This is a genomic window from uncultured Senegalimassilia sp., assembly GCF_934630535.1.
GTDB lineage: Bacteria > Actinomycetota > Coriobacteriia > Coriobacteriales > Eggerthellaceae > Senegalimassilia.
Genome location: NZ_CAKTVU010000006.1, coordinates 40,069 through 62,500, shown reverse-complemented (window position 1 = coordinate 62,500; position 22,432 = coordinate 40,069). Strand labels below are relative to the sequence as shown.

At 62.0% G+C, this 22,432-nt stretch carries 19 protein-coding genes; 3 read left to right on the top strand and 16 right to left on the bottom strand.

Going from position 1 to position 22,432, the window contains the following annotated elements:
* Positions 1-52: 52 nt before the first annotated feature.
* The 7 genes from Q0D52_RS05325 to Q0D52_RS05295 form a co-directional block, all read right to left on the bottom strand.
* On the bottom strand, positions 53-979 hold the full coding sequence (locus Q0D52_RS05325; RefSeq protein ID WP_294380667.1) for a phosphatidate cytidylyltransferase: 927 nt from the start codon (positions 977-979) through the stop codon (positions 53-55).
* Positions 980-1,762: an isoprenyl transferase gene (locus Q0D52_RS05320; RefSeq protein ID WP_294380665.1), complete on the bottom strand. Its 783-nt coding sequence runs from the start codon at positions 1,760-1,762 to the stop codon at positions 980-982.
* Positions 1,763-1,908: 146 nt separating this feature from the next.
* The gene (frr, locus tag Q0D52_RS05315) at positions 1,909-2,466 is read right to left on the bottom strand and encodes a ribosome recycling factor (protein WP_365368461.1); all 558 of its coding nucleotides are present in this window, start codon (positions 2,464-2,466) and stop codon (positions 1,909-1,911) included.
* A 52-nt stretch (positions 2,467-2,518) separates the two neighbouring features.
* A complete protein-coding gene (gene pyrH, locus Q0D52_RS05310) occupies positions 2,519-3,235 on the bottom strand; it encodes a UMP kinase (RefSeq protein ID WP_294361439.1) in 717 nt (238 codons plus the stop codon).
* Positions 3,236-3,357: 122 nt separating this feature from the next.
* Complete coding sequence (locus Q0D52_RS05305; RefSeq protein ID WP_294380663.1) at positions 3,358-4,770, bottom strand: cation:dicarboxylase symporter family transporter; 1,413 nt, start codon at positions 4,768-4,770, stop codon at positions 3,358-3,360.
* A 448-nt stretch (positions 4,771-5,218) separates the two neighbouring features.
* A complete protein-coding gene (locus tag Q0D52_RS05300) occupies positions 5,219-6,640 on the bottom strand; it encodes a trypsin-like peptidase domain-containing protein (protein ID WP_294380662.1) in 1,422 nt (473 codons plus the stop codon).
* 270 nt (positions 6,641-6,910) lie between these two features.
* Positions 6,911-7,420: a prolyl-tRNA synthetase associated domain-containing protein gene (locus tag Q0D52_RS05295; RefSeq protein ID WP_294361434.1), complete on the bottom strand. Its 510-nt coding sequence runs from the start codon at positions 7,418-7,420 to the stop codon at positions 6,911-6,913.
* Between the two features lie 209 nt (positions 7,421-7,629).
* On the opposite strand from Q0D52_RS05295, the gene Q0D52_RS05290 reads away from it, so the two are divergent.
* Positions 7,630-8,472, top strand: a complete 843-nt coding sequence (locus Q0D52_RS05290; protein ID WP_294380660.1) for a protein-ADP-ribose hydrolase — start codon at positions 7,630-7,632, stop codon at positions 8,470-8,472.
* Positions 8,473-8,509: 37 nt separating this feature from the next.
* On the opposite strand, the gene Q0D52_RS05285 is transcribed toward Q0D52_RS05290, so the two are convergent.
* The 4 genes from Q0D52_RS05285 to Q0D52_RS05270 are packed head-to-tail and all read right to left on the bottom strand — an operon-like array spanning position 8,510 to position 11,610.
* Positions 8,510-9,277 (bottom strand): energy-coupling factor transporter transmembrane protein EcfT, encoded by a 768-nt coding sequence (locus tag Q0D52_RS05285; RefSeq protein WP_294380658.1) that lies wholly within the window; start codon positions 9,275-9,277, stop codon positions 8,510-8,512.
* Complete coding sequence (locus Q0D52_RS05280) at positions 9,274-10,122, bottom strand: ABC transporter ATP-binding protein (RefSeq protein ID WP_294380656.1); 849 nt, start codon at positions 10,120-10,122, stop codon at positions 9,274-9,276. The genes Q0D52_RS05285 and Q0D52_RS05280 overlap by 4 nt, the downstream gene beginning before the upstream one ends.
* Positions 10,119-10,976 carry an ATP-binding cassette domain-containing protein gene (locus tag Q0D52_RS05275; RefSeq protein WP_294380654.1) on the bottom strand — a complete coding sequence of 286 codons (858 nt, stop codon included), beginning with the start codon at positions 10,974-10,976 and terminating at the stop codon, positions 10,119-10,121. Before Q0D52_RS05275 ends, Q0D52_RS05280 begins: the two co-directional genes overlap by 4 nt.
* Before the next feature lie 46 nt (positions 10,977-11,022).
* Positions 11,023-11,610 (bottom strand): tryptophan transporter, encoded by a 588-nt coding sequence (locus tag Q0D52_RS05270; RefSeq protein ID WP_294361424.1) that lies wholly within the window; start codon positions 11,608-11,610, stop codon positions 11,023-11,025.
* 868 nt (positions 11,611-12,478) lie between these two features.
* Between Q0D52_RS05270 and Q0D52_RS05265 the strand changes: the two genes are divergently transcribed.
* Positions 12,479-14,386, top strand: a complete 1,908-nt coding sequence (locus Q0D52_RS05265) for an MDR family MFS transporter (RefSeq protein ID WP_294380652.1) — start codon at positions 12,479-12,481, stop codon at positions 14,384-14,386.
* Positions 14,387-14,510: 124 nt separating this feature from the next.
* On the opposite strand, the gene Q0D52_RS05260 is transcribed toward Q0D52_RS05265, so the two are convergent.
* The 5 genes from Q0D52_RS05260 to Q0D52_RS05240 all read right to left on the bottom strand — a co-directional run bounded on the left by Q0D52_RS05260 (position 14,511) and on the right by Q0D52_RS05240 (position 20,231).
* Positions 14,511-15,428 (bottom strand): DmsC/YnfH family molybdoenzyme membrane anchor subunit, encoded by a 918-nt coding sequence (locus Q0D52_RS05260; RefSeq protein ID WP_294380651.1) that lies wholly within the window; start codon positions 15,426-15,428, stop codon positions 14,511-14,513.
* A 109-nt stretch (positions 15,429-15,537) separates the two neighbouring features.
* Complete coding sequence (gene dmsD, locus Q0D52_RS05255) at positions 15,538-16,209, bottom strand: Tat proofreading chaperone DmsD (RefSeq protein ID WP_294380649.1); 672 nt, start codon at positions 16,207-16,209, stop codon at positions 15,538-15,540.
* Between the two features lie 94 nt (positions 16,210-16,303).
* Positions 16,304-17,161 (bottom strand): DmsC/YnfH family molybdoenzyme membrane anchor subunit, encoded by an 858-nt coding sequence (locus Q0D52_RS05250; protein ID WP_294380647.1) that lies wholly within the window; start codon positions 17,159-17,161, stop codon positions 16,304-16,306.
* A gap of 1 nt (position 17,162) precedes the next feature.
* A complete protein-coding gene (locus Q0D52_RS05245; protein ID WP_294380645.1) occupies positions 17,163-17,783 on the bottom strand; it encodes a 4Fe-4S dicluster domain-containing protein in 621 nt (206 codons plus the stop codon).
* Positions 17,784-17,810: 27 nt separating this feature from the next.
* Positions 17,811-20,231 (bottom strand): DMSO/selenate family reductase complex A subunit, encoded by a 2,421-nt coding sequence (locus Q0D52_RS05240; RefSeq protein ID WP_294380643.1) that lies wholly within the window; start codon positions 20,229-20,231, stop codon positions 17,811-17,813.
* Positions 20,232-20,638: 407 nt separating this feature from the next.
* Between Q0D52_RS05240 and Q0D52_RS05235 the strand changes: the two genes are divergently transcribed.
* Positions 20,639-22,405, top strand: a complete 1,767-nt coding sequence (locus Q0D52_RS05235; RefSeq protein WP_294380641.1) for a helix-turn-helix transcriptional regulator — start codon at positions 20,639-20,641, stop codon at positions 22,403-22,405.
* Positions 22,406-22,432 lie beyond the last annotated feature (27 nt).

Genomic DNA, 22,432 nt, shown 5'->3' with positions numbered 1-22,432 from the left:
CATCCGCGAAAACAACTCGAGCCAACGCCGTCCAAACGTTGGCTCGTCCGATTTACCAGCTAAAAGGAATACACCCGCCCGCCACCAGCAAAATAGCAGAGGCGACTGCCACCAAAAACAGGCTGTCGCAGCGGTCGAGCAGGCCCCCATGACCCGGCAACAGCTTACCGGAATCCTTGAAGCCCACATTGCGCTTGATGCGGCTTTCGGCCAGATCGCCCAGCACGCCGCACAAGCCGCTGATCACGCCGAACGCCATTGCCATGGGGATACTCAGGTTCAATCCGGGGATAAGCGTGAACAGGCACCAGAACAACGCCGATCCCACCAAACCCGCGAAAAAGCCCTCCCAGCTTTTCTTCGGCGAAACGCGCGGTGCCAGCTTATGCTTGCCGAACTTGCTGCCGATCAGGTATGCGAAGGAGTCGTTGGCCCACACGCTGAAAAAGACGCCGAGTACCAGCACGCCGCCCCACGGATGCGGCAGCGCCTGGCGAACCACCACCAGGCCGGAAAGCAGCATGCCGCAGTATGCCGCGCCAAAGAAGCTGACGCCCACATCGGGGATGCGAGCGCGCATCCAGAACACGTACCACACGATAAGCGCCAGCAGCAGCACAAGGCTGACCATAAGCGCGCCCGACAGCCCGAAGAAGTGCACGCTGAGCGGATACAAAGCCGCAGCCACGATGCCGAGCATCTCGTTGGGCAGCTTCGCGTCGGCGCGCAGCATGTAGTAGAACTCGCCGGCGCAGATAGCGGCGGTAGCGGACAGCAATGCCAGCGTGGTCCATTCGCTCGCAAGGATGCATAGCACGGAAACGGTGACGTAGATGAACCCCGTACGGAAGCGAACTTGCAGGTCGGAAGCGTTCTTGAACTTCTGCGGCGTTTTCCGGTACGCGAAATCCTTAAAGCGCTCGCCACGCGAGCGCTCTTCCGCGCGCCGCTGCTCGCCGCCTTGCGGATTCCCGGACATTTATTTCACCGCCCCGAAACGCCTATCACGGGACTGGAACTCCAACAAGCAGCGCAAGAGCTCGTAGCGATCGAAATCAGGCCAGAGCACGTCGGTTGCCACGAACTCGGAGTAGGCAACCTGCCACAACAGGTAGTTCGACAGGCGCATCTCGCCGGACGTGCGGATAACCACCTCGGGGTCGGGGATATCGGCCGTGTACAGCCCCTGGGCGAACTCTGCCTCCGTCAGCGGCGCCGTGGGGTCGCCGCCCTCGGCCGCCGTTGCCAGAGCACGACGCACGCACGCTTCCGCCGCATGCAGGATTTCCTGCCGCGAGCCGTAGTTCACCGCGACGATCAAGGTCATGCCGGTGTTGCCGCGCGTTTTCAGCCACGCCTTCTCGAAGGCCTCGCGCGTTTCGGCGGGCAGGGCCGAAAGGTCGCCGATGGTGCGCACGCGCACGTTCTCCTCGTGCAGGCCATCGACCTCGGCCAGCATGGTCTTGGCGAACAGGTCCATCAGGCCCACGACCTCTTCCTGGGGCCGCTTCCAGTTCTCCGTGGAGAATGAGTAGATGGTCAGATAGCGAACGCCCAGGTCGGAGGCGCAGCGAATGGTCTCGCGCACCGCCTCGATGCCGGCCTTGTGGCCCTTCAGGCGATTCAGCGCGCGCTTCTTCGCCCAACGGCCGTTGCCGTCCATGATGACGGCGACATGCTCGGGGATCGCCTGCGGGTCCAGGGCAGCAGGGTCCAGGCCCTTGGGCGGATTCGGGAATATGTAATCAAGCGTCTTGTTCATGGGCAGCCTCTTACATAAGGGAAAAGCCAACCGGCGGGAAAACCGCCGGCTGGCACTAGGGAAACGCTCATAAGAGCCGGATATGCAACCCGGTCACAAACCTAAGTTGCGCGGAAATCTAAGGCGAAGAAGCTCGAACGCCGCTTCTAGATCTCCATGACCTCGGCTTCCTTCTTCTTGAACACCGCGTCGACTTCGGCGACGTACTTGTCGGTGAGCTTCTGGATCTCGGCCTCGGCGCGACGCTGCTCGTCCTCGGGAAGGTTGTCTTCCTTGACGGACTTGGCGACGTGGTTATTGCCGTCGCGGCGAGCGTTGCGGATGGCCACGCGGGCTTCCTCGGCGTACTCCTTGCACTGCTTCACCAGCTCGCGGCGGCGATCCTCGGTGAGCGCGGGGAACGGCAGGCGGATGACCGAGCCGTCGTTGTTCGGCGTGACGCCCAGGTCGCTTTCCATGATGGCGTGCTCGATGGCGCCCAGGACGCCCTTGTCCCAAGGCTCGATGACCAGCATGTGCGCGTCGGGCGTCTTCACGCCGGCCATCTGGTTGATGGGCGTGGGAACGCCGTAGTAGTCCACCTTGATGCGGTCGAGCACCATGGCGTTGGCGCGGCCCGTGCGAACGGTGCCGAAGGCGTTGTGCAGGCCGTTCACGGCGCGCTGCATCTTCTCCTCGGTTTCAAGCATGATCTCGTCGATCATTTCGGTTCCTTTCCCTTTTTGCGCCCGCCCTGACCGGGCGACGCGGAAGACGTTACTCTACGGTGGTGCCCACGTCCTCGCCCTTCAGCGCGCGGGCGATGTTGCCCTGCACCGTCAGGTCGAACACGATCATGGGCACATTGTTGTCCATGCACAGGCTGGTGGCCGTGGAGTCCATGACGTTGAGCCCCTGCGAGAGAACCTCCATGTAGCTGATGCGGTCGTAGCGCTTCGCATCGGGGTTCTTCACGGGGTCGGAGTCGTAGACGCCGTCGACCTTCGTGGCCTTCATGAGCACATCGACATCCAGCTCGCAGGCGCGCAGCGCCGCGGTGGTGTCGGTGGTGAAGTAGGGGTTGCCCGTGCCGGCGGCCAGGATGACCACGCGGCCCTTCTCCATGTGGCGGATGGCGCGACGACGGATGTAGGGCTCGGACACTTCCTGCATGTTGATGGCGCTCTGCACACGGCTGAAGATGCCGTGGCGCTCGAAGGCGTCCTGCAGCGCCAGCGCGTTCATGACCGTGGCCAGCATGCCGATGTAGTCCGCCTGCGCGCGGTCCATGCCGTCGGTTGCGCCGGAAACGCCGCGGAAGATGTTGCCGCCGCCCACCACGATGGCAAGCTGCACACCGTCATGCACCACGTCGGCGATCTCGTCGGCCAGGGAATCGACCACCTTCGGATCGATGCCGTAGCCAAGGTCGCCTGCCAGTGCCTCGCCGGACAACTTCAGCAGCACGCGCTTGTATCGGTATTCCTCGGCCATATACAACCTCCCGGTTAAATCGTAAAGCGTTTAAGCTTCCCTATCTTACCCGAAAACGGAAACGGCCGCCCATCGGGGCGGCCGTTTCCAGGCTTTTCACGCAAAGGACAAACGAGCAGGGCCTAAGCCTTCTCGATGCCGTCGGCGTTGATGACCGCGGCGGGATCGTTGTACATATCGCGATCAAGGCCGCCGGTGAAGTTGGAGGAGGTGACGCCGGCCACCATGGAGTCGCTGACGTTGAGGGCGGTACGGCCCATGTCGATGAGCGGCTCGACGGAGGCCATCAGGCCCACGATCTCGATGGGCAAGCCCATGGTGCCGAGCACGATGAGGCTGGCGAAGGTGGCGCCGCCGCCCACGCCGGCAACGCCGAACGAGCTGATGACGATGATGGCGATCAGGCCGATGACCCATGTGGGGTCGAACACGTTGATGCCCACCGTGGGGGCGATGAGTGTGGCCATCATAGCCGGGTAGATGCCCGCGCAGCCGTTCTGGCCGATGGACATGCCGAAGCTTGCCGCGAAGTTTGCCGTCGCCGGGTCGACGCCGAGCGCCTTGGACTGCGTCTCGATGTTCATGGGAAGGGCGCCGGCGCTAGTGCGGGACACGAACGCGAACGACAACACGGGGAAGGCCTTCTTAAGGTACGTCGCGGGGTTGACGCGGTTGCCCGCCAGGATGAGCAGGTGCACCAGGAACATGGCGATGATGGCCACGTAGCTGAAGATGATGAACTTGCCCAGGTCGAGGATGGCGGCGTAGTCGCTGGTGGCCGTGACGTTGGCGATAAGGGCGAGCACGCCGTAGGGGGTAAGACCCACGACCATCTTCACGATGCACATGACGATGCCGTACAGGCTGTCGATAAGGTTGCTGAAGAACTGCGCCTGCTCGGAATCGCGGTCGCGCAGCTTCAGGTAGGCCAAGCCCACGATGGCAGAGAAGATGACCACGGCGATGGTGGACGTGGAGCGCGTGCCGGCAAGGTCGGCGAACACGTTGACGGGGATCATGGACAGGATGGTCTGCGGGATGGTGGTATCGGCAACCTTGTCCTGACGCGTTTGAAGCGCGTCGAGCTTGGTGGCATCGACGCTGCCCTGCGTGAAGTCCGCCCCGGCAAGGCCCGACAGGGCGATGGTAGCCCAACCGAACAGCGCCGCGATGGCCACCGTGATCAAGAGGACGGCGAGCACCGACCCGCCGATCTTACCCAGGTTGTCAACGGCCTTCGTGCGCGTGAACGCGCCGACGATGGCCACGAACACCAGCGGCATGACCAGCATGCGCAGAAGATCGATGTAGCCGGTTCCCACCAGCGACATCCAATCGAGCGCGGTGGTGGCGGCGTCGCTGCCGCGGCCTAACGCCAGCTGGACGCCTGCACCCAGCACGATGCCCAGCCCCAGGGCCGTGAACACACGGAACGTGAAGCTTTTATCCTTCGCCTTCAGATAGCGCAGCACCGCGATGAGCGCCGCGAAGATGACCAGCACGGCGAGCACCGGCCCCAATACGTCGAACGACATGTTTCTCGTCTCCCTTTTTCGTTTCGAAGCGATGCGACGGGCGGGCGAACCGCCGGGAAAACGAAACCCGGGAACATTCACCCGCCCGTCGCAGCTCCTGCTTACAGCGTGTCGCTTATTATGCGCCTACTTTACCTAGTGGTGCAATGGGCTTACTACGCTATTTTCAGACGGCCGGCTATCGGGCAAAGCGCATGCAAGCGAGCTGCTCGCTGCAAACCAAGGATCCGCCAGCGCGCTAACGCATGGTAGCCGGCGGCGACGGGCTTCAACACCCGGAAAAATGGGAACGGCCCCAAAATAGGGGCCGTTCCCACGGGAAAAAGGGAAAAGGAAAGGAAAAGGAGGGGCTTTCGGCCCCACGCGAGACGCGCTGATCGCGTGCCTCGCGTGGGGCCGCTCGGCATTTTGCCAAGCGGCCCGAGAGAATCCGAAGAGGGCGCCGATGCTAGGCCGCATCGCTTTTGCCGGAGGACCCGCTGTTGTTCAACAGGCGGTTGAGCAACTCGCCGGAGCTGCTGGAGTTTTGCTGCGTGGACGCGGTTTGAGACGACTCGTCGGAACCCAAGGTGACCTCGATCTGCTTCGTGTCGCCATCTCGGTTGACCTCAAGGGTGACCTTGTCGCCGGGGTTCTTCGAACGCACGTCGAGCATCAGATCGCTTGCGGAGTCAACGGCGTTGCCGTCGAACTTCGTGACGATATCGCCCTCCTCAAGACCGGCCTCCGCCGCACCGGAACCGCTGCTGACGGCCGAGATGTAGGCGCCGCTATCGACCTTCAGGCCATAGCGCTTCGCATTCTGGGCGTTCACCGTGGAGAGGGACACGCCAAGCTGCGCGTGCGTGGGGGTTTTGCCCTCGATGATCTGCTGCGCGATGTTGACCGCATAGTTCACCGGGATGGCGAAACCGACGCCCGAGTAGTTGCCGGAATACGAGGTGATCAGCGTGTTGATGCCGATGAGCTTGCCGTTGGAATCCACCAGCGCGCCGCCGGAGTTGCCCGGGTTGATGGCCGCATCGGTCTGGATCATGTTGGGGTAGATGGTGTAGCCGCTGGACTGGGACGACGACCCGCCGTAGCCATATCCGTAACCATCGCTGCCGCTGCTTTCGGAGTTGCTCATGATCTGCGAACGGCTGGTTGCCGACACGATGCCGGTTGCCACGGACTGCTCGAGGCCGAACGGGCTGCCGATGGACATGACCCATTCGCCGATGGTCAGGTTGTCGGAATCGCCGATCTCGACGGGGGTCAGACCGCTGGCGTTGCGCAGCTTGATGACGGCGATGTCGCTGGACTCATCGGTGCCCACCACGTCGGCGTCGTATTCCTCGCCGCCCACGGTGACCTTCAAGGCGTCGGCGCCCGCGACCACGTGGTTGTTCGTGACGATGTAGCCGTCCTCGGAGAGCACCACGCCGCTGCCCAGGGAGCTTTCGGTGAGCGTTCCGGAGCTTGACGTGCTGCGACCGAACATGTCGGTGGAGGTTTGCGCCGTGTACACGTCGATGGCGGCCACGGAAGGCAGGCACTTCTGCGCCACGGCCTCGGGCAGCGTGTCGTCGGTGGACTGCGCTTGGATCTCGGTGTTCGTGGACGCGCCCAGCGTGACGCTGCTGCCGGAAGGGGCCCCCGTCACATTCTGATACACGGTGAAGCCGCCGAACGCGATGACGCATGCCAGCGCAGCGCCGGCGAACGCGGTGCCGAACGTGCGGCCGGAAGAGGTTTTGCGGGGGTTCTGGGCGTCTACCACCGGTTGCGTATAGGAATGCTGATAGCCGGGCTGCTGGTAGCCCTGCGCGGGCGGGATCGGCTGCCCGTGCTGGCCGTAGCCGTTTTGATTGTTGAACTGATCGGTCATGGCAGGCTCCTTGCTATCGGAGGCGCAGGGCCCTTACCGCCCTGCGTTTTGTTTGACAGGGCAACCTTACCACGCCGCAGCCCGCCATGGCGGCGCTCGCACCGTTTCGTCACCCGTACGTCACTGAATTACACCCTTTGGTGTACGGTTTGCGACCCGCAAAACGCCTAAGGGCCGCATCGGCGGCTCTTAGCTGAAAACAAGCTGAAAAAAACGCGCCTTGACGAGCATCCCGATCGAGCGCGCAGCGCCATCGCAACCGTGACGGCGCTACGCCTCGGGACGCTCCATGGGGACGAAACGATACGGCGTGCCATGCGCATCGAGCAAGGCCAGCACATCGGGAAGCGGCACATGCAACGTGGCCGTGTTGTCATTGGGGTGGATGCCCAGCCCCGCGTAGCTGCACAGCTCCTCGTCGAGCACCACCTGCACACGACGCTCATCGTCGTTGAGCACGCCCAACGGCGACACGGCGCCGGCACGCAGGCCCAAAATCGCCTCAAGGTCATCGCTTGAGGCGAAGCGCAACGGGCGGCTTTCCAACATAGCCCGCAACGCCTTCAGGTTCGCCGGCTTGTCCTCGGGCATCACCACCAGGTAATAGGCCCGCTTCTTGTCATCGCGAAGAAACAGGTTCTTCACCACCTCCGAAGCGAACGGCAGGTTGAGCTGCTCCATCCCCTCCATGGTGAACACGGGCTCGTGCTCGACCTTCTGATAGAAAACCTCCTGGTCATCGAGGTATTGCAACACCTCGGTCTTTCCCATGGCTGCCATAACGGCCCCCTTTCACGCCATCCCCTTTTAGGAACCGCATCCGCGCCGAAAGCGCCGAAGCGCCGGCACGAGCACGCGACATCCCAAACCTTGCGCTATTCTATCGAGCGTGAATAGATATGCCCAGACGGCGGACGGCGAAGCGCCCAGGCGCGCCGCAAGCGGCCTGCCTGGCAAAACGACGATGCGAACGAGGAGATGCGAGCCCCATGATGCAACTGGTAAAGGATATGGCCTTCCTGGTAAACCACCTGATGGACGAGCGGGGCGCGGGAAGCAAGCATGTGGAGCCGCAAGAGGATCCGCGTTGGTTCATGGAGCAGTGGGAGCAGTTCCGCGCGCTGGTGAACACGCGCGAGCCGAAGCCCGCATCGCCGGAGTTCCTGAAGGTGCAGGACCGCATGCTTCAGCTTATGGTGGCCGAACCGGGCATCACCGAAGCCGACGAGCTTGCGCGCATCGCCTCCGACCCGCGCCTGAGCATCTGGCGCGGGGACATCACCGCCCTGCGCTGCGATGCCATCGTCAACGCCGCGAACAGCGCGCTTCTGGGCTGCTGGATCCCCGGGCACCTATGCATCGACAACGCCATCCACACCTTCGCCGGCGTGCAGCTGCGCCTGAAGTGCGCGCAGATCATGCGGGAGCAAGGCTATGAGGAGCCCGTCGGCCGCGCGAAGATCACGCCCGCATACAACCTCCCCTCTCGGAACATCATCCATACGGTCGGCCCCATGACGAAGGGAAAACCAACGCTCGAGCAGCGCAAACAGCTGACGCAGTGCTATATCAGCTGCCTGGATGCGGCGTGTGCGGCGAAGGCGGAATCGGTGGCGTTCTGCTGCATCTCCACCGGCGTGTTCGGATTCCCGCAACAGGAGGGCGCGCAGATCGCCGTGCAGGCGGTGAAGGCATGGCTTGACTCCCGCGCCGCCGACGAGCCCGGCGCCGACATGCACGTCATCTTCGACGTGTACACCGAGCAGGACGAGAGCCTCTACCGCGCGATCCTCGGCGAAGACGAGAAACCCGCAAGCGAAACGGAGGAGTAGCGTCTCGCCTCGATTAGCCGAGCTTGGCGAATCGAGGCTACAGCAACACGCTCAACGCAACAGCCGCCGCCACGATCGCAACGGCCACGGCAAGCGCCGCGAAGTCGATGCCCGCGAACGGGTACTCCTTGAAGCCGCTTTCCCGGGTGCGCAGGTTGAAGCCTCGCACCTCGGCGGCGATGGCGGCGCTGTTGGTCTTGCGCACCGACGACACCAGCAGCGGAACGCACAGCGGCATCATCAGGCGGACCTTCTTCAGGAAGCCGCCGTCGAACTCCACGCCGCGCGCGGTCTGCGCCTCCATGATGCCAGCCATATCGTTCATGAACACGGGGATGAAATGCACGGTGGACATGAACGTGAACGCATACTTATACGGCACGTGCAACACTTTGACCAGCGCATTTGCCATGTCGGTGAGCTTGGTCACGTAGAACACCAAAAACAGCGGCACCGCGCACGCGACCAGTCGCACCACGATGAGCACGGCCGCGGCCACGCTCTCCGTGCCGATGTAGCCCCACGGCAGCTGCGCCAGCACGTCGCCTTGCGGCGTGAACAGCAGCGCGATCAGCGCCAAAACCAGGGAGAACAGCGCCACAGCCTTCGCCAAGCCCAGCGTTTGCGAAACCATCTTGCATTGCACGGCGAGCACCGCATCAAGCACGATCACAAGCGCCAGCAACGCAAGGTTGCTGGTGGCGAAACAGGCGATCACCAGCAGGAATGCCGCCGCCAGTTTCGCCACCGGGTTCATACGGTGCAGCAGGCTGTCGCCCGGCACGTATTCCAGGAAGCCTTTCATCGCACACCCATCCCTTCGCAAGCACCTGCCGCAGCGGCAAGCGCATCGGTCATCTCATCGAGCGTATCGGCCGACGCCACCGGCGATGCCGCCGCAACGGCGCCGTCCTCGGCCAAACGCAGCGCCACATCCACCACCTGCGGCGGCAGCAGATGCGTGCGCGCCAGCACGTCGCGATCGCGAAGCACGGCGAACGTTTCGCCGTCGGCAACCACCTGACCTGCCGTCATGGCGATCACCCGCCGAGCGTAGTCCGCCACCACCTCCATGTCGTGGCACACCATGATCACCGTGGTGCCGCAAGCGTTCAGCTCGGCGATGATGTCCATCACCTTGGCGCACTCGCGGAAATCAAGGCCGGTGGTCGGCTCATCGAGCACCACCACAGGCGGCTCCATCACGATGATGGACGCAAGCGCCAGCAGCTGACGCGTACCGCGATTGAGCAGGAACGGCTCGGCATCGCCGTCGAACCCGAACCGCTCGATCATCGCGTCCACCTTCGCCTCGGCCTCAACATCGACGCGCCCTTGCGCGCGGAAGCCGAACAGCAGCTCCTCGCGCACGGTTGAGCAGCAAATCTGGCGGTCGGGATTCTGGAACAGGAAGCCAACCTTCGCGGCAAGTTGGCTGGTGCGTAGCTGCACAGTGGGCACGCCATCAATGAGGACCTGGCCCGACGACGGCTTCAACAGGCCGTTGACCAGGCGCATCGTGGTTGACTTGCCCGCACCGTTCGTACCCACGAACGCGACGAAATCGCCATCGGGGATACGGAAGCTCACATCGCGCAGGATGGGCAGTTCGCCATCGTACGATGCGCTCACGTTCTCGAACTCGATCATGACGAAGCCCCTTCCCCGCTTAAAACCTGCTTGCACGCCTTGACCGCCTCGTCGACGTTGCGCGCCGCCGGCGCGTCTACCAGGCCGCGTGCGCGCAACCGGTTCACCAAGCTGGTAGAACGCGGGCAGTTCACGCCGATCTCCAACAGCTCGTCGGAATGCTCGAGCACCTCGGCGGGCGTTCCTTGGAAGCGGATCTTGCCGCCGTCCACGATAAGCAGCATGTCGGCGAAATCGGACAGCAGCGCTATCTTCTGCTCCACCACGATGACCGTGGTGCCGTTTTCCTGGGCATAGCGCGCCAACAGCTCGAACACGGCAAGCGATGACACCGGGTCCAGCTCGGCCGTCGGCTCGTCAAGCACCAGCACGCGCGGCTTCAGCGCGATGACCGATGCCACCGCAACCTTCTGCTTCTGCCCGCCGGAAAGCTCGGCGATGCCGCGATGACGCAGATCGGAGATTCCCATGGCCTCCAGCGCCTCGGCGATACGGCCTTCCACCTGGTCTTTCGGCACGCCGAAGTTCTCAAGGCCGTACAGCACCTCGTCCTCGACCACCGACGACACCATCTGCGAGTCGATGTCCTGGCACACGCTGCCGACCAGGCGGCTGATGTCGGTCAGGGACGCTTCGCACGTGTCCAGCCCGTCGATGGTCACGCTTCCGTAAAAATCACCAGGGTAGCAATGCGGGATGATGCCATTGAACGCATACGTGAGCGTGGATTTTCCGCTGCCCGCGGCGCCGGTGATTCCCACGAACGAGCCGTCGGGAACGGTAAGGTCGATGCCGCGCAGGATGGGCTCGACCCCCTCCCGATAGCGAAACGACAATTGCGAGATCTCGATCATGGGATGCTCCTTCTTGATGATGGGCTCTCGGGCGATGACCAGGCCGTTATCGCTTCAAGACAGCTCGCAGGACCGGGGTGAGGATAGCCGCCAGCACGGCATTCATGGTTGCAGTGCCGAGCACCATCACGGCGTACACGCCGAACACCGCCAGCGGCTCAAGATGCGCGACGGCGACGCCCACGATCATGGCGAACGTGTAACCGGAGACGATGGTGGACAGGAACGTGATGATCACGGGGGCGACGACGTTTTGGAAGCCCTTGTTATCGGCAGCAACCTTCGCAAGCGCGGTAACCAGCAAGCCGCACGCCAAAGCTCCCAACATCTCGGAGGCGATGTTCACCAGCGGCGTGGCGTTCAGCATGGGAAGCTGGCTGACCAGGCCCACCAACAGGCCGATCACCACGGATTGATACACTTTCGGTCGCGTAAGGATGATTGCCAGGCAGTACATGGCGATCATGAAATTGGGCTTCATGCCCGCAAAGCTGAGGAAGCTGGAAACGGTCAGCTTAAGGACGGCTCCGGCTGCGATGAGCACGGCTACCAAAATAAGATCCTGTACGGACAGGCCCTCCTTCTTCGCGGAGGTTGCCACCGTACGCTTCTGGGCTGCAACGTTCTGAGTCATGATCCTCATTCCTTTCTTGGCGGGGTTTCCGCCGGTCATCGCCCGTCCCCGGGCTTTCGGTCTGCCGGCAACGAACGCGAATGAGGAATCATCGGCTTACAGGTTTCAAGCAAAGGCCGGTTTGCAGCTATGGCGACTCGCCGCGCCCCGTGGCCCGAATAACCCGCAAAATAAAAAACGTCTGTCCTTTGAGATAAAGGACAGACGTAACATCTGCGGTGCCACCTTTACTTGACCCCCGAAGGAGCCCTCTCACGAACATGCCAACACATGTTCTGCCCTTAACGCAGGCTCACGGTCCAGATACTCGGTTGCCGACTGCCACGCGGTAACGCGGCATCCGCCAACCTTTCCCCTTTCCCTCGGCGAACCATTTACCACCCAGCATTTCTACGGGATTCCCAGCAACACCCGCTCTCTGTGAGCGCTTATGATGGCTTGACTTTCGCCTCAACGGTTTCAAGGTATTAAGTTGTGGCACGAACTATAGGGGATGCCGCCAAGAAGCGCAACCCCTATTTTTCGCGAATTAACAACCGCGAAGTATCGCCGGCAAACGGTCGGCGAAACGCCGCCGGCGTTTGTGGGCAAGATTTGACACGCGCGCAAGGATTGTGTGGTCTACCGCCCGCAAAGCATGCTGCACGAGCTTGCGCGCGTTACGATTATCGGCAATACAACGGCGTCACCAGCGACGTCCCCGTTGCGCCCTCGCGCTTCGGGGACGTTGTTTTCGTCTGACGCTTTCTCTATTCGTATCCGACAACGCAACGCGTTAAGCGAGCCCGAAAGCCGCCTTAGCCCCGTGCGCTCGTCGGCCGACCCGCGCGCCCTTACGGGAAAAGGACGTGCGCGGAAAGGAGCCGCTATGGCTGGTTGGGGTCTTACCCGCAAACAAATCGTCATGCTGATCGTACTGGTGTTCGGCACCTTCGTCACCGTTCTGAACCAGACGGTCGTGGCGCCGGCACTACCGTCGATCATGAGCGAGATGAGCGTCGACGCCGCCGTCGCGCAATGGCTGACCACCGGATTCACCCTGGTCAACGCCATTATGGTGCCCATTACCGCGTTTCTGACCGACCGCTTCACCACGCGCCGGCTGTTCCTTGCGTCCATGGTCCTGTTCACCGCCGGCACGGCGCTTGCCGCCTGGGGCCCGAACTTCCCCCTGCTGCTTTCCGGCCGTTTGATCCAAGCAGCCGGCGCCGGCATCCTTATGCCGCTCGTGATGACGGTGCTCATGTGGACGTTCCCCATCGACCGCCGCGGCACCGCCATGGGCGTGTTCGGCATCGTCATCGCGTTCGCCCCCGCCATCGGCCCCACCGTTGCAGGCATCATCATCGACCAGGCGAACTGGCACATCATGTTCTGGATCATCGCCGCGCTATGCGCTGCGGTCATCGTGTTCGCCGGCGCAGCGCTCGAACGCGGCGGCGAAACGAACAAGGACGTGAAGCTCGATGTGGTTTCGGTCGTCCTGTCAACGCTCGGGTTCGGCGGCCTGCTGTACGGCCTGTCTGCCATCGGCAGCTACGGCGTGACCGTCGATTCAGCTGCCGGCGTCATCATCGGCGTGGTTGCACTGGTGTTCTTCTTCCGCCGCCAGCTACGGATGGAGCAGCCTATGCTGCAGGTGCGCGTGCTTGCGAACCGCAAGTTCCTCATCGCCACCATCATCGTGATGCTCGTGCAAGGCGCGCTGCTTGCCGGCGGCATCCTCATCCCCATCTTGCTGCAGTCCTACATGGGCTTCTCCGCCACCACGTCGGGCCTTGTGCTGCTGCCCGGCGCCATCGTCATGGGTGCCATGGGCCCGGTCGCCGGCCGCCTGTTCGACAAGCACGGCCCGCGCGTGCTGGCCGTCATCGGCACCGGCGTGTTGGCGCTGACCACCGCCACGTTCATGTTCATGGGACCGGGTATGGGGCTGATCACGCTCACGGTCATCTACACGGTGCGCCTGTTCAGCCTGTCGCTCGTGAACATGCCCATCTCCACTTGGGGCATGAATGCGCTGCCCGACAAGCTGGTGAACCACGGAACCTCAGTGCAGAACACGTTCCGCCAGGTGGCGGGCTCGCTGGGAACCGCCGTCATCGTGTCCGCGTCCACCGTTGCCACCAACATGGTTTCCGGTTCGACCGATGCCGTGACCGCCGGCGTGTTCGGCATCCATGCGGCGTTCGCCGTGGCCACGGCCCTATGCGTGCTGGGCTTCGTGCTGACCGTAGCGCTCGTGCGCAACAAGCCCGGCGATGAGGCGGCCGCCGACGAAGACAATGCGCACCGCTCCATCATCGAGCAGATCATGAAGCGCGACGTGTACACGCTGCCTGAAAACGCCACCGTGCTCGAAGCCATGCAACTGCTGGTGAACAACCATATCAGCGCCGCGCCGCTGGTCGATGCCGTCGGCAAGCCGACCGGATTCATCTCCGACGGCGACATCATGCGCTACCTGTCCAAGCGCGGCCAGATGATCATGGACCCCGTGGTGATGATCGTGCAAACCGTGGACGCGTATTCCGACCACAAGGACTACGCCCACAAGCTGGAGCACCTTATGGGCATGAAAGCCTCCGATATCGGCGCGAAGGGGATCATCGGCGTCAGCGTGCACGCCGACCTGCCCGAGGTTTGCCGCGTGCTTGGCGAGAACCACTTGAAGAAAGTGCCCGTGCTCGACGACGGCGTCATCGTGGGCGTCATCAACCGCAGCGACATCACGCACTTCAGCATGGAAAAATATTTGGAAGAGCGCGGGGCGTAGAGTCCCTGCTTTGAGGCACGAAACGGGAAGCCTCAACGCGAGAGATCTCCCTGAACGCAAAAAATCCCGCAACCGCGCTATTTGCGGTTGCGGGATTTTTTGCAACCTGAACCTATTCCTGGGCCTATACGGCAAGGCCGACCGTCAAATGCATCATGTAGAACGCGAAACGCATGACGAAGATGCCGGCGAACACCAGCAGACACGAGACAAGCAGGCGAACAAGCACGCGCTTGGAGAATGCAAGCTCACCCCCGCCGTGCGCCGCCGCTTCCCTCGACACGACATGCATCGTGAAGGCGGCAAGCACGCAACCGGCAAAGCACATCAACGCGAACGCCAGCAGCATCGTGTGGTAATGCGGCACAAGATCGGCTGCCGCGACCACCGAATTCGTAACGCCGCCCAATAACCGACCCTGCACGATATACACAGCCGCATTCGCCGCAAGCGCAATGAAGGGCACCGTCATCAGCAGCAGGCCGAAACGCCCCGCAAGCGCGCGCCATTGGGCGGCATACAGCGTGATCGCCGCCAGCAAAGGGCCTCCCATCAGGGCATTCAGCCATAACGAAATCGGAACCGTAGGCAGGCTCCAAGTGATGATGGTGTCAACGGAATATGCAAGGGACACCATCGCCACAAACACGATGCCCGTTGCCGCGATCATCGCCAACAGCAGCCGCTGCAGCCATGCAAAAGGCTTGACCGAAAACGAGTACAGCCAATACAGGCCGCTGCACGCCAACAATCCCACCGCGCTGACGACTTCGTTCGAAAGAGGGCTGGAGCCGAAATGCAAAAACACGTACAGCGCATTGGCCGGGTTCCCGAGATGCGTAGCCGACGCGACGAGCCCCACCATGGTGACCACAAGAGGGATGCACATGAACGTGCTGATGCGCGCCCGCATCGTCGATTCGAGTTTCGAAAACAACAACACCGCCGCAACCAGAACAAGGGCGACGGCGCCCGAGGGGGCGAACGTGGTGAACAGCACCAACGTCACCTCGCTAAACGCGGTATCGAACCCGGAAATCATCAGCTTCCCCCTCTTTGCAGCCCTGCACGATGCGAAACGCACATAACGCCCGCATGGTCCGGCGCGTCGCTGCAGGCTGACGCGCCGGACCAAACGATTCCTTGGTATTTTAGCGATAGAAGCGAGGCGTGACGACCTCCAACCCCAACGCCTCCCGAACGCCGTCCAAGCTTGCACGCGTTAAGCGAGCCAGCCCTTCATAGAAAGGATGCTCGACGGCATCGGAAAGCTCGTCCAGGAAATGCCCCGCCCACGTTAGGAAGTGAAGGCTTAGGAACTCGCCCAGGTCAGCGGGCTGGTTCTGCGCAATCCACGCCATAAGGGCGAGCATAAGCCCGATATGGTCCTCCGGGGTTTTCTCATCCGCGGTCCGCGCAACGCCATGTTCGCGCATCCATGCGCGCAGCTCAAGGGTGGTCGCGCCGAACACCACGCACTCGCGGTCGGTGTACACCGACCCCCACGGCGGCGCCGGCTTCGCGCCCGGGCCGATGAACAAACGGCGATATTCCCATGTCAGATCGTCGTCTGCGGCAAAGGCACCGCCCTCGCCCGCAGCGCAGCTCGATGCCAGGCCCTCGACCATCATGCTCAAGCAGCTAACAGCCTGCGCCTCGCCGACGAACGGCCATTCCGCACCGGCGGCCTGCGCGTCAAGCGCGGCAACCGCCGCAAACTCGGCGCCGGCATCGCCCGTGCGCGGGTCCTGCAGGAAAAACGGGGCCAGCGTGTTCCCCAAAAACGCGACGCCCTCAAGCGTCGCAGCATCAAGATCCGTCATGCGATCCTCTCCTTATCGCTTAAGGCAACCATCATACGGCAAGGGGCGCGCCCGCAAACCGGACACGCCCCGAAAAAGCCTTGACTCTCAGCGATTAGCCGATATACAGGCCAACGCTCAGCTGCACCGCGTAGAACGCCAGGCGAGCGGCGAACACGCCCACTACGGCCAACACCGGAGCCGCAGCGGCAAGCGCCGTGGACTTCGAGTTGCGCAAGGACATGAAGGCGGCAACCGCGGCAACGACCATGCACACCACGCCGATCCACATGGGAGCGGAGGCGGCAGCGACCAGATCGGCGCCGTCGACGAACGCGTTGCCCATGCCGGACACGCTCATGACCTGCACCAACAGACCGGCAACGCCAAGAACCAGGCCGACGATCAGCACCGCCAGAGCCGCCATCTTGAAGCCGCCCTTCGCAGCGTCCTCAAGCGCACCGGACAGCGCGAGCACGAGCACGCCCAGGCAGACGCCGCCCAGCAGGCTGAAGCCCAGCACGGCAACGGGAACCATCGGGGTGTTCCAGGAAGCGATGGTCTCCATCATGTAAGCAGCGCCCGTGAAGCACGCGAACACGACCGCCATCACGGCCACCACGACGGCAAAGCCCTTGCGAGCACCCTCGCCAAGCTTGCCGGCAAGCGCCACGATCCAGTACACGATCGCAAGCACGGCGAACACGACGCCGGCGAGCAGCTCGTTGGACAGCGGGCTTGCGCCCACGCCGGCGAAAACGCCGAAAGCATGCATGGGACTTGCCAGGTGGAAGAACGCGCAGACGAAGCCCGCCACCAGCACGACGACCGGGATGGTGGTCATGCGGTCGATCTTCTTCAGCTGCTCATCGGAGAACTTCGTGGTGAGGAAAGCCACGGCCAGCGCGATGAACGCGCCCGCGCCGATAGGCGCCAGCGTGGTGAACAGAGCCAAAGGCAGCTCGGCCATCATGCTACATCACCTCCAGGGGATTCACGACTTTGCCGTCCTCCGCGCCTGCAGGCAGGGCGTCAGCGGAAGCCTTGATGTACAGATTCGGTTTCGTGTAGGTGGGCTCGGGCAGGGGCGCGATGTTCCCGCGCTCGCCCAGCTTGGCCATTTCCTCGATCGTGCCGAAGTCCAGCGCGCGAGCCGGGCACGCCTCCACGCATACCGGCTTCTCACCTGCGGCGACGCGCTCGGCGCAGCCGTCGCACTTCACGCTGTGGCCCTTTTCGCGATCGACCTTCGGCGCATTGTACGGGCACGCCATGTGGCAATAGCCGCAGCCGATGCACTTGTCGGCATCCACGGACACCAGACCGGTTTCGGGGTCTTTGTGCATTGCAGTGGTCGGGCATACCTTGGTGCATGCCGGATCATCGCAGTGATTGCACGACATAGACAACGGATAGCTCACGCAGCTGCTGGTGATGCAGCCGTTCGTATCGCGCTCGGTCGTGCCCAGCGTCACCTCGTACACCTTGCGGAACGCGGTGCCGACGCTCAGGTCCTTGAAATCCTTGCAGGCCATCTCGCAGGTTTTGCAACCCGTGCAGCGAGTGCCGTCGAAATGAAATGCGTATCGAGTCATCTCTTACTCCTCTCGTACCCGCTGCCTTTAAGCCTTCGCGACTTCGCAGATGTTGGTATGCTGCGGATTGCCCTTTGAAAGCGGGCTCGGGCGATGCGTAGTCAGCGTGTTGATGCTACCGCCCTTATCCAGGCGAGCCTTGTGATCGGAAGAGGACATGTCCGCATCGTGCCAAGCGCCCTGGGAAACGGCGACCATGCCCGGGATAACGCGCGGCGTGACCTTCGCCAGCAGCTCGATGGTGCCGAACTCGTTCTTCACATGGATGGTGTCGCCCTGTTTGATGCCGCGAGGCTCCGCATCTGCCGGGTTGATCCAAGCCTCCTGCGGGTTGACCTCCTTCAGCTCTTCGATACCGCCCCAGGAAGAATGCAGACGACCACGATAATGGAAGCCGCCCAACGCCAGCGGATACTCGTCGGTAGTGCTCTCGACGCCATGCCATTCAGGAATATATGCAGGAACAGGAGCCATGGTATCCAGACCGGAAATGGTATCGTCCTTTGCGACTTCCCAACCAGCGGTGTCCTTCAGCAGCTTTTCGGAGAAGATCTCAATCTTGCCGGAAGGCGTATCAAGCGCGCTTGCCACAGGGTCGGCGATGAATTTCTCCATGGAGATCTTCTTCTTGCCCTTAGTCACCACAACGCCCTTTTCCTGAGCTTCCTCGAAGGTGGGCAGCGCCGCATTCTTCGCACGCGCCTGCTCATACAGATCGCGAATCCACTGTTCCTCGGTCTTGCCCTCGTCGAACTTATCCTTCGTGCCCAACTTGTCCGCAATCATCTGCGCCATCTCGAACGCCGTCTTGCGCTCGAACTTCGGCGTAGTGCACGAAGTGCCCGTGATCATATAAGCATTGTCGCCACCCGTTCCAATCTGGGTGTTCTGCTCGAAACGGAACATGTCGGGCAAAATGACGTCGGCGTACTTCATGGAGTCGCACAGCACCGTATCGATGCCCAAGATGAATTCGCACTTGCTCTCATCCGACAGGATATCGTGCACATAATTGATATCGCCGTTTTGGTTCGTCAAGCAGTTGCCGGCATAGTTGATCATGTACTTGATGTTCACCGACAGCTTATCAACTCCCTTGACGCCGGCGTTCTTCGAAGTCATCTCCGTTCCATGGTCGATGGCATCGGCAAACAGGAAGCAAGGAATGGATGCCTTGACGGGGTTGGTGCCCTGAGGCATGCTCGTGAGCGATACGGAGTTCGAGCCTTCACGAGTGCCGTTGTTCGTACCGGCAATGCCGATCTGGCCGACCAAGCACGGCAGCGCCATGATCGCCCATGCCGTCCACTCTCCATTGCTACGACGCTGCGGACCCCAACCTTGCACTACGTACAAAGGCTTCGTTTCGGCAATCTCGCGCGCCAGCTCCTCGATCTTCTTCTCGGGAATACCGGTGATCTTCGCCGCCCATGCCGGGGTCTTCTCCACCTTATCGTAGCCGTTTCCCAGCACGTAAGCGCTATAAGACATGTTCTTACCCTGGTATGCCTCGGGCATAGTCTCTTCATCGAAGCCCACGCAGTACTTATGCAGGAACTCGGTATCGACCTTATCGTTCTTGATCAGCCAATAGGCGATACCGGCAACCAATGCGGCATCAGTGCCGGGGTTGATGGGCAGCCATTGATCGGAATGGCCCATAACGGAATCGTTCATACGAGGGTCGATGACGTAAATCTTACCCTTGGTCTTCTCGCGCATATGCGCATAGTCGTAATGGGAAACGGCACCACCCTGACGCGTCTCTGCAGGGCTCGAGCCGAACACCAAGATCAGCTCAGCATCTTCTGCCGCAGAAAGCGTCGAGCCGCTAGACTGCTTGGAGCCGTACATATACGGGGTGATGCAGGAGATCTGCGCCGTAGAGTAGCTGTTGTAGAACTTCAGGAAGCCGCCCACGGTGTTCATCATGCGCTGGAACGGACGGGCCGTGGTTGCGGAAACGCCGGTCGCATACGGCAGGTACACGGCCTCGTTTCCATACTTCTCGATGACTTCCTTGAGCTTCGTGGCCGCCAGGTCGATAGCCTCATCCCAAGAGATGCGCTCGAACTTGCCCTCGCCGCGCTTGCCGACGCGCTTCATGGGGTAGTTGATGCGATCGGGATGATTCATCCAACGACGATACGTACGGCCGCGCAGGCACGCACGGGGCTGCGGGTCGTCGAACCCGGCGTCCTTGCTCGTGCAGGTGTCCACCCACACAACCTCATCGTCCTTCACATGGAACTTCAGGCTGCAGCGGCCCGGGCAGTTGATGGCGCAATGGCCCCACGTGATCTTCTCCTCGGACTCCGCGAGTGCCGGCTCGGTTGCGCCGAACAGGTTCGCGCCCGTTGCAGCGGCGCCGCCGACGGCGGCCAGAGCACCCAGCGCACCCGTCGACTTGACGAACGTGCGGCGGTTCATGCTTGGCATGTCTTGCATTGCCTCCCCCTTCATTCTTTCCTTTTCGCCTCTGCCGAAACGGCTGCGCTATCGCGCGCCGCGACACGGCTTCTTCCTTTCGCGACCTTTTCGCCGCGTGCCACCCTTGCTTCCTTGGTTGGGGCTCGTCTACCCTCCAAGCGCATTTGGTGATAAGACCTTATCGCCTTACCCGATCCATCGTGTCACATAAAACGTGCGAATTTCGCGTTTGCCCAGTTCACAGGCTATCATCCTTTGCAGTATGTGACAGCCTGGAACCGATTGCGCGCTATACTGTTTTCAGCAATCGATTTCGCATTCTTGCTATGCAGCGGCGAAATCACGCAAGGGGGGAAGAGCACTCGACCATCCGCCGCCGACGCCTTCAGGCGGGCGACCGGCAGTGCCCGACGACGAGGATCTCTGTGGCACATACACGTTTCTCCAACATAGCCCGCACGTTCAAGCCCAACACCGCATCGCTTGGATACGCCCTCTTTTTAGCCATCAACGCCGCCGGCGTATGGGGCGGCGTATTCCCGTTTTTGCCCATGAGCTTCCAAACCCCGGACGTCATGTTCTGGTTCTTCTTTATGCAGTCGCTCGTGTTCTCGCTGTGCTATTTCGCCAGCGCCATCGGAGTGTACTACTTCCCCGGACCTACGCGCCGTTTCATGGTGATGCTTGCCAGCGCCCCCTATCTGCTTGGCTGGTGCTGCCTTATCGGGGCCATTTACCTGCACCCCATCGCCCAGGCACTGGTGATCGCCGGCGGTGCGCTTCTGGGTTTGGGGTCAGCCGGCTTCTATATGCTGTGGCAGCGCCTGTTCGCCAGCTTCAACGCAGACCATGGCAACCATGACCTGATCTTGGGTACCGCCTATGGCGCGCTTCTGTACTTCGCCCTATACGCCATCCCGCAAGCCGTGACCGCGTTTCTCATCCCGTTGGTGTTCATGCCGCTGTTCGCGCTCGCCATCGTGCTGAAAAGCCGGCACATCGATTTACGGCAGCCCATGTTCGAGGACGTTCCGCGCGAGCACCCGAACGTGTATAGGCGCGTGCTGCACGATTACTGGCGCAGCGCCTTGTGCGTCGGCGCCATCGCATTCTGCACCGGCGTCATGCGCTCGCTGGCCATCGGCGACCCACGGGTCGGCAGCCTTGTGAACCTGCTGTCGATGACGGGATGCCTGGTTGCGGGCATCGGCGTTTTGGTGCTCTGGCAGTTCAAGAACGTGCGAATGAACGTCGCCAACGCCTACCGCATCGCCTTCCCGCTGCTCATCAGCTCGTTTCTGGTGCTCCCGTTTTTCAGCGACGGCTATGCGCGATGGCAAGCCGCCATCCTGTACGCGGTATACAGCGTGGCCATCGCGCTCATGATGATCCAATGCGCACAGGCGTCGCGCGACCGAGGCATCAACCCCGTGTTCATCTACGGCTTCTTCGCCGGCATCGTATATGCGTTGCACGATGTCGGGTTCCTTGCCGGCACGTTCGCCGAGCAGATCCGCGTCATCGGCATGCAGCCCGATGCCGTCGTCGCGCTGGTGGCGGTGTACCTGCTTGGCCTTATGTTCTTCATCGGCCAGGGCGGCTTCAAGCGAGCATTGGCCGCAAGCCAAGCGGAGGATATCGAGCTCGTCGCCGGCGTGCCTCTGCAAATCGCCGATATCAACGAGCGCCAAACCGACCTCGATGATGCCGAATCGGAAAGCGAAGCGTCTCCCGCGGCGAACGCCGGATGCGCGGGCCCCTGTCCTTTCAACATGCAAGATACCGGTTTGTTCGAGATGAGGCCCATCATCATCGCACGGGCGGATACCGAGGGCGCCCCGACCGTCAAAGAGCCCGCGATGGCGCCCGACAACGCCCCCTTCCCGACGGACGCCGCCATACTCGAGAAACGCGACCACGCCCGCAACTCCGATGCACCCAATTACCAAGATCGCCTGTCGAAGCAGGCTGCGCTGGTTCGACAGCACTACCGTCTATCCGCGCGCGAAACCGAGGTCATGGAGCTTATCGCCCGAGGCAACACCGTGGCGCGCATCGCCGAGCAGCTGGTGGTTTCGGAAAACACCATCCGAACCCACAGCAAGCGCATCTACGCCAAGCTGGATATCCACAAGAAGCAGGAGCTCGTCGACCTGCTGGAAACGTTCAATCCGAAAGATCTGGAAGATTAGCCTCTGAACGAACGATGGCCGCGCATT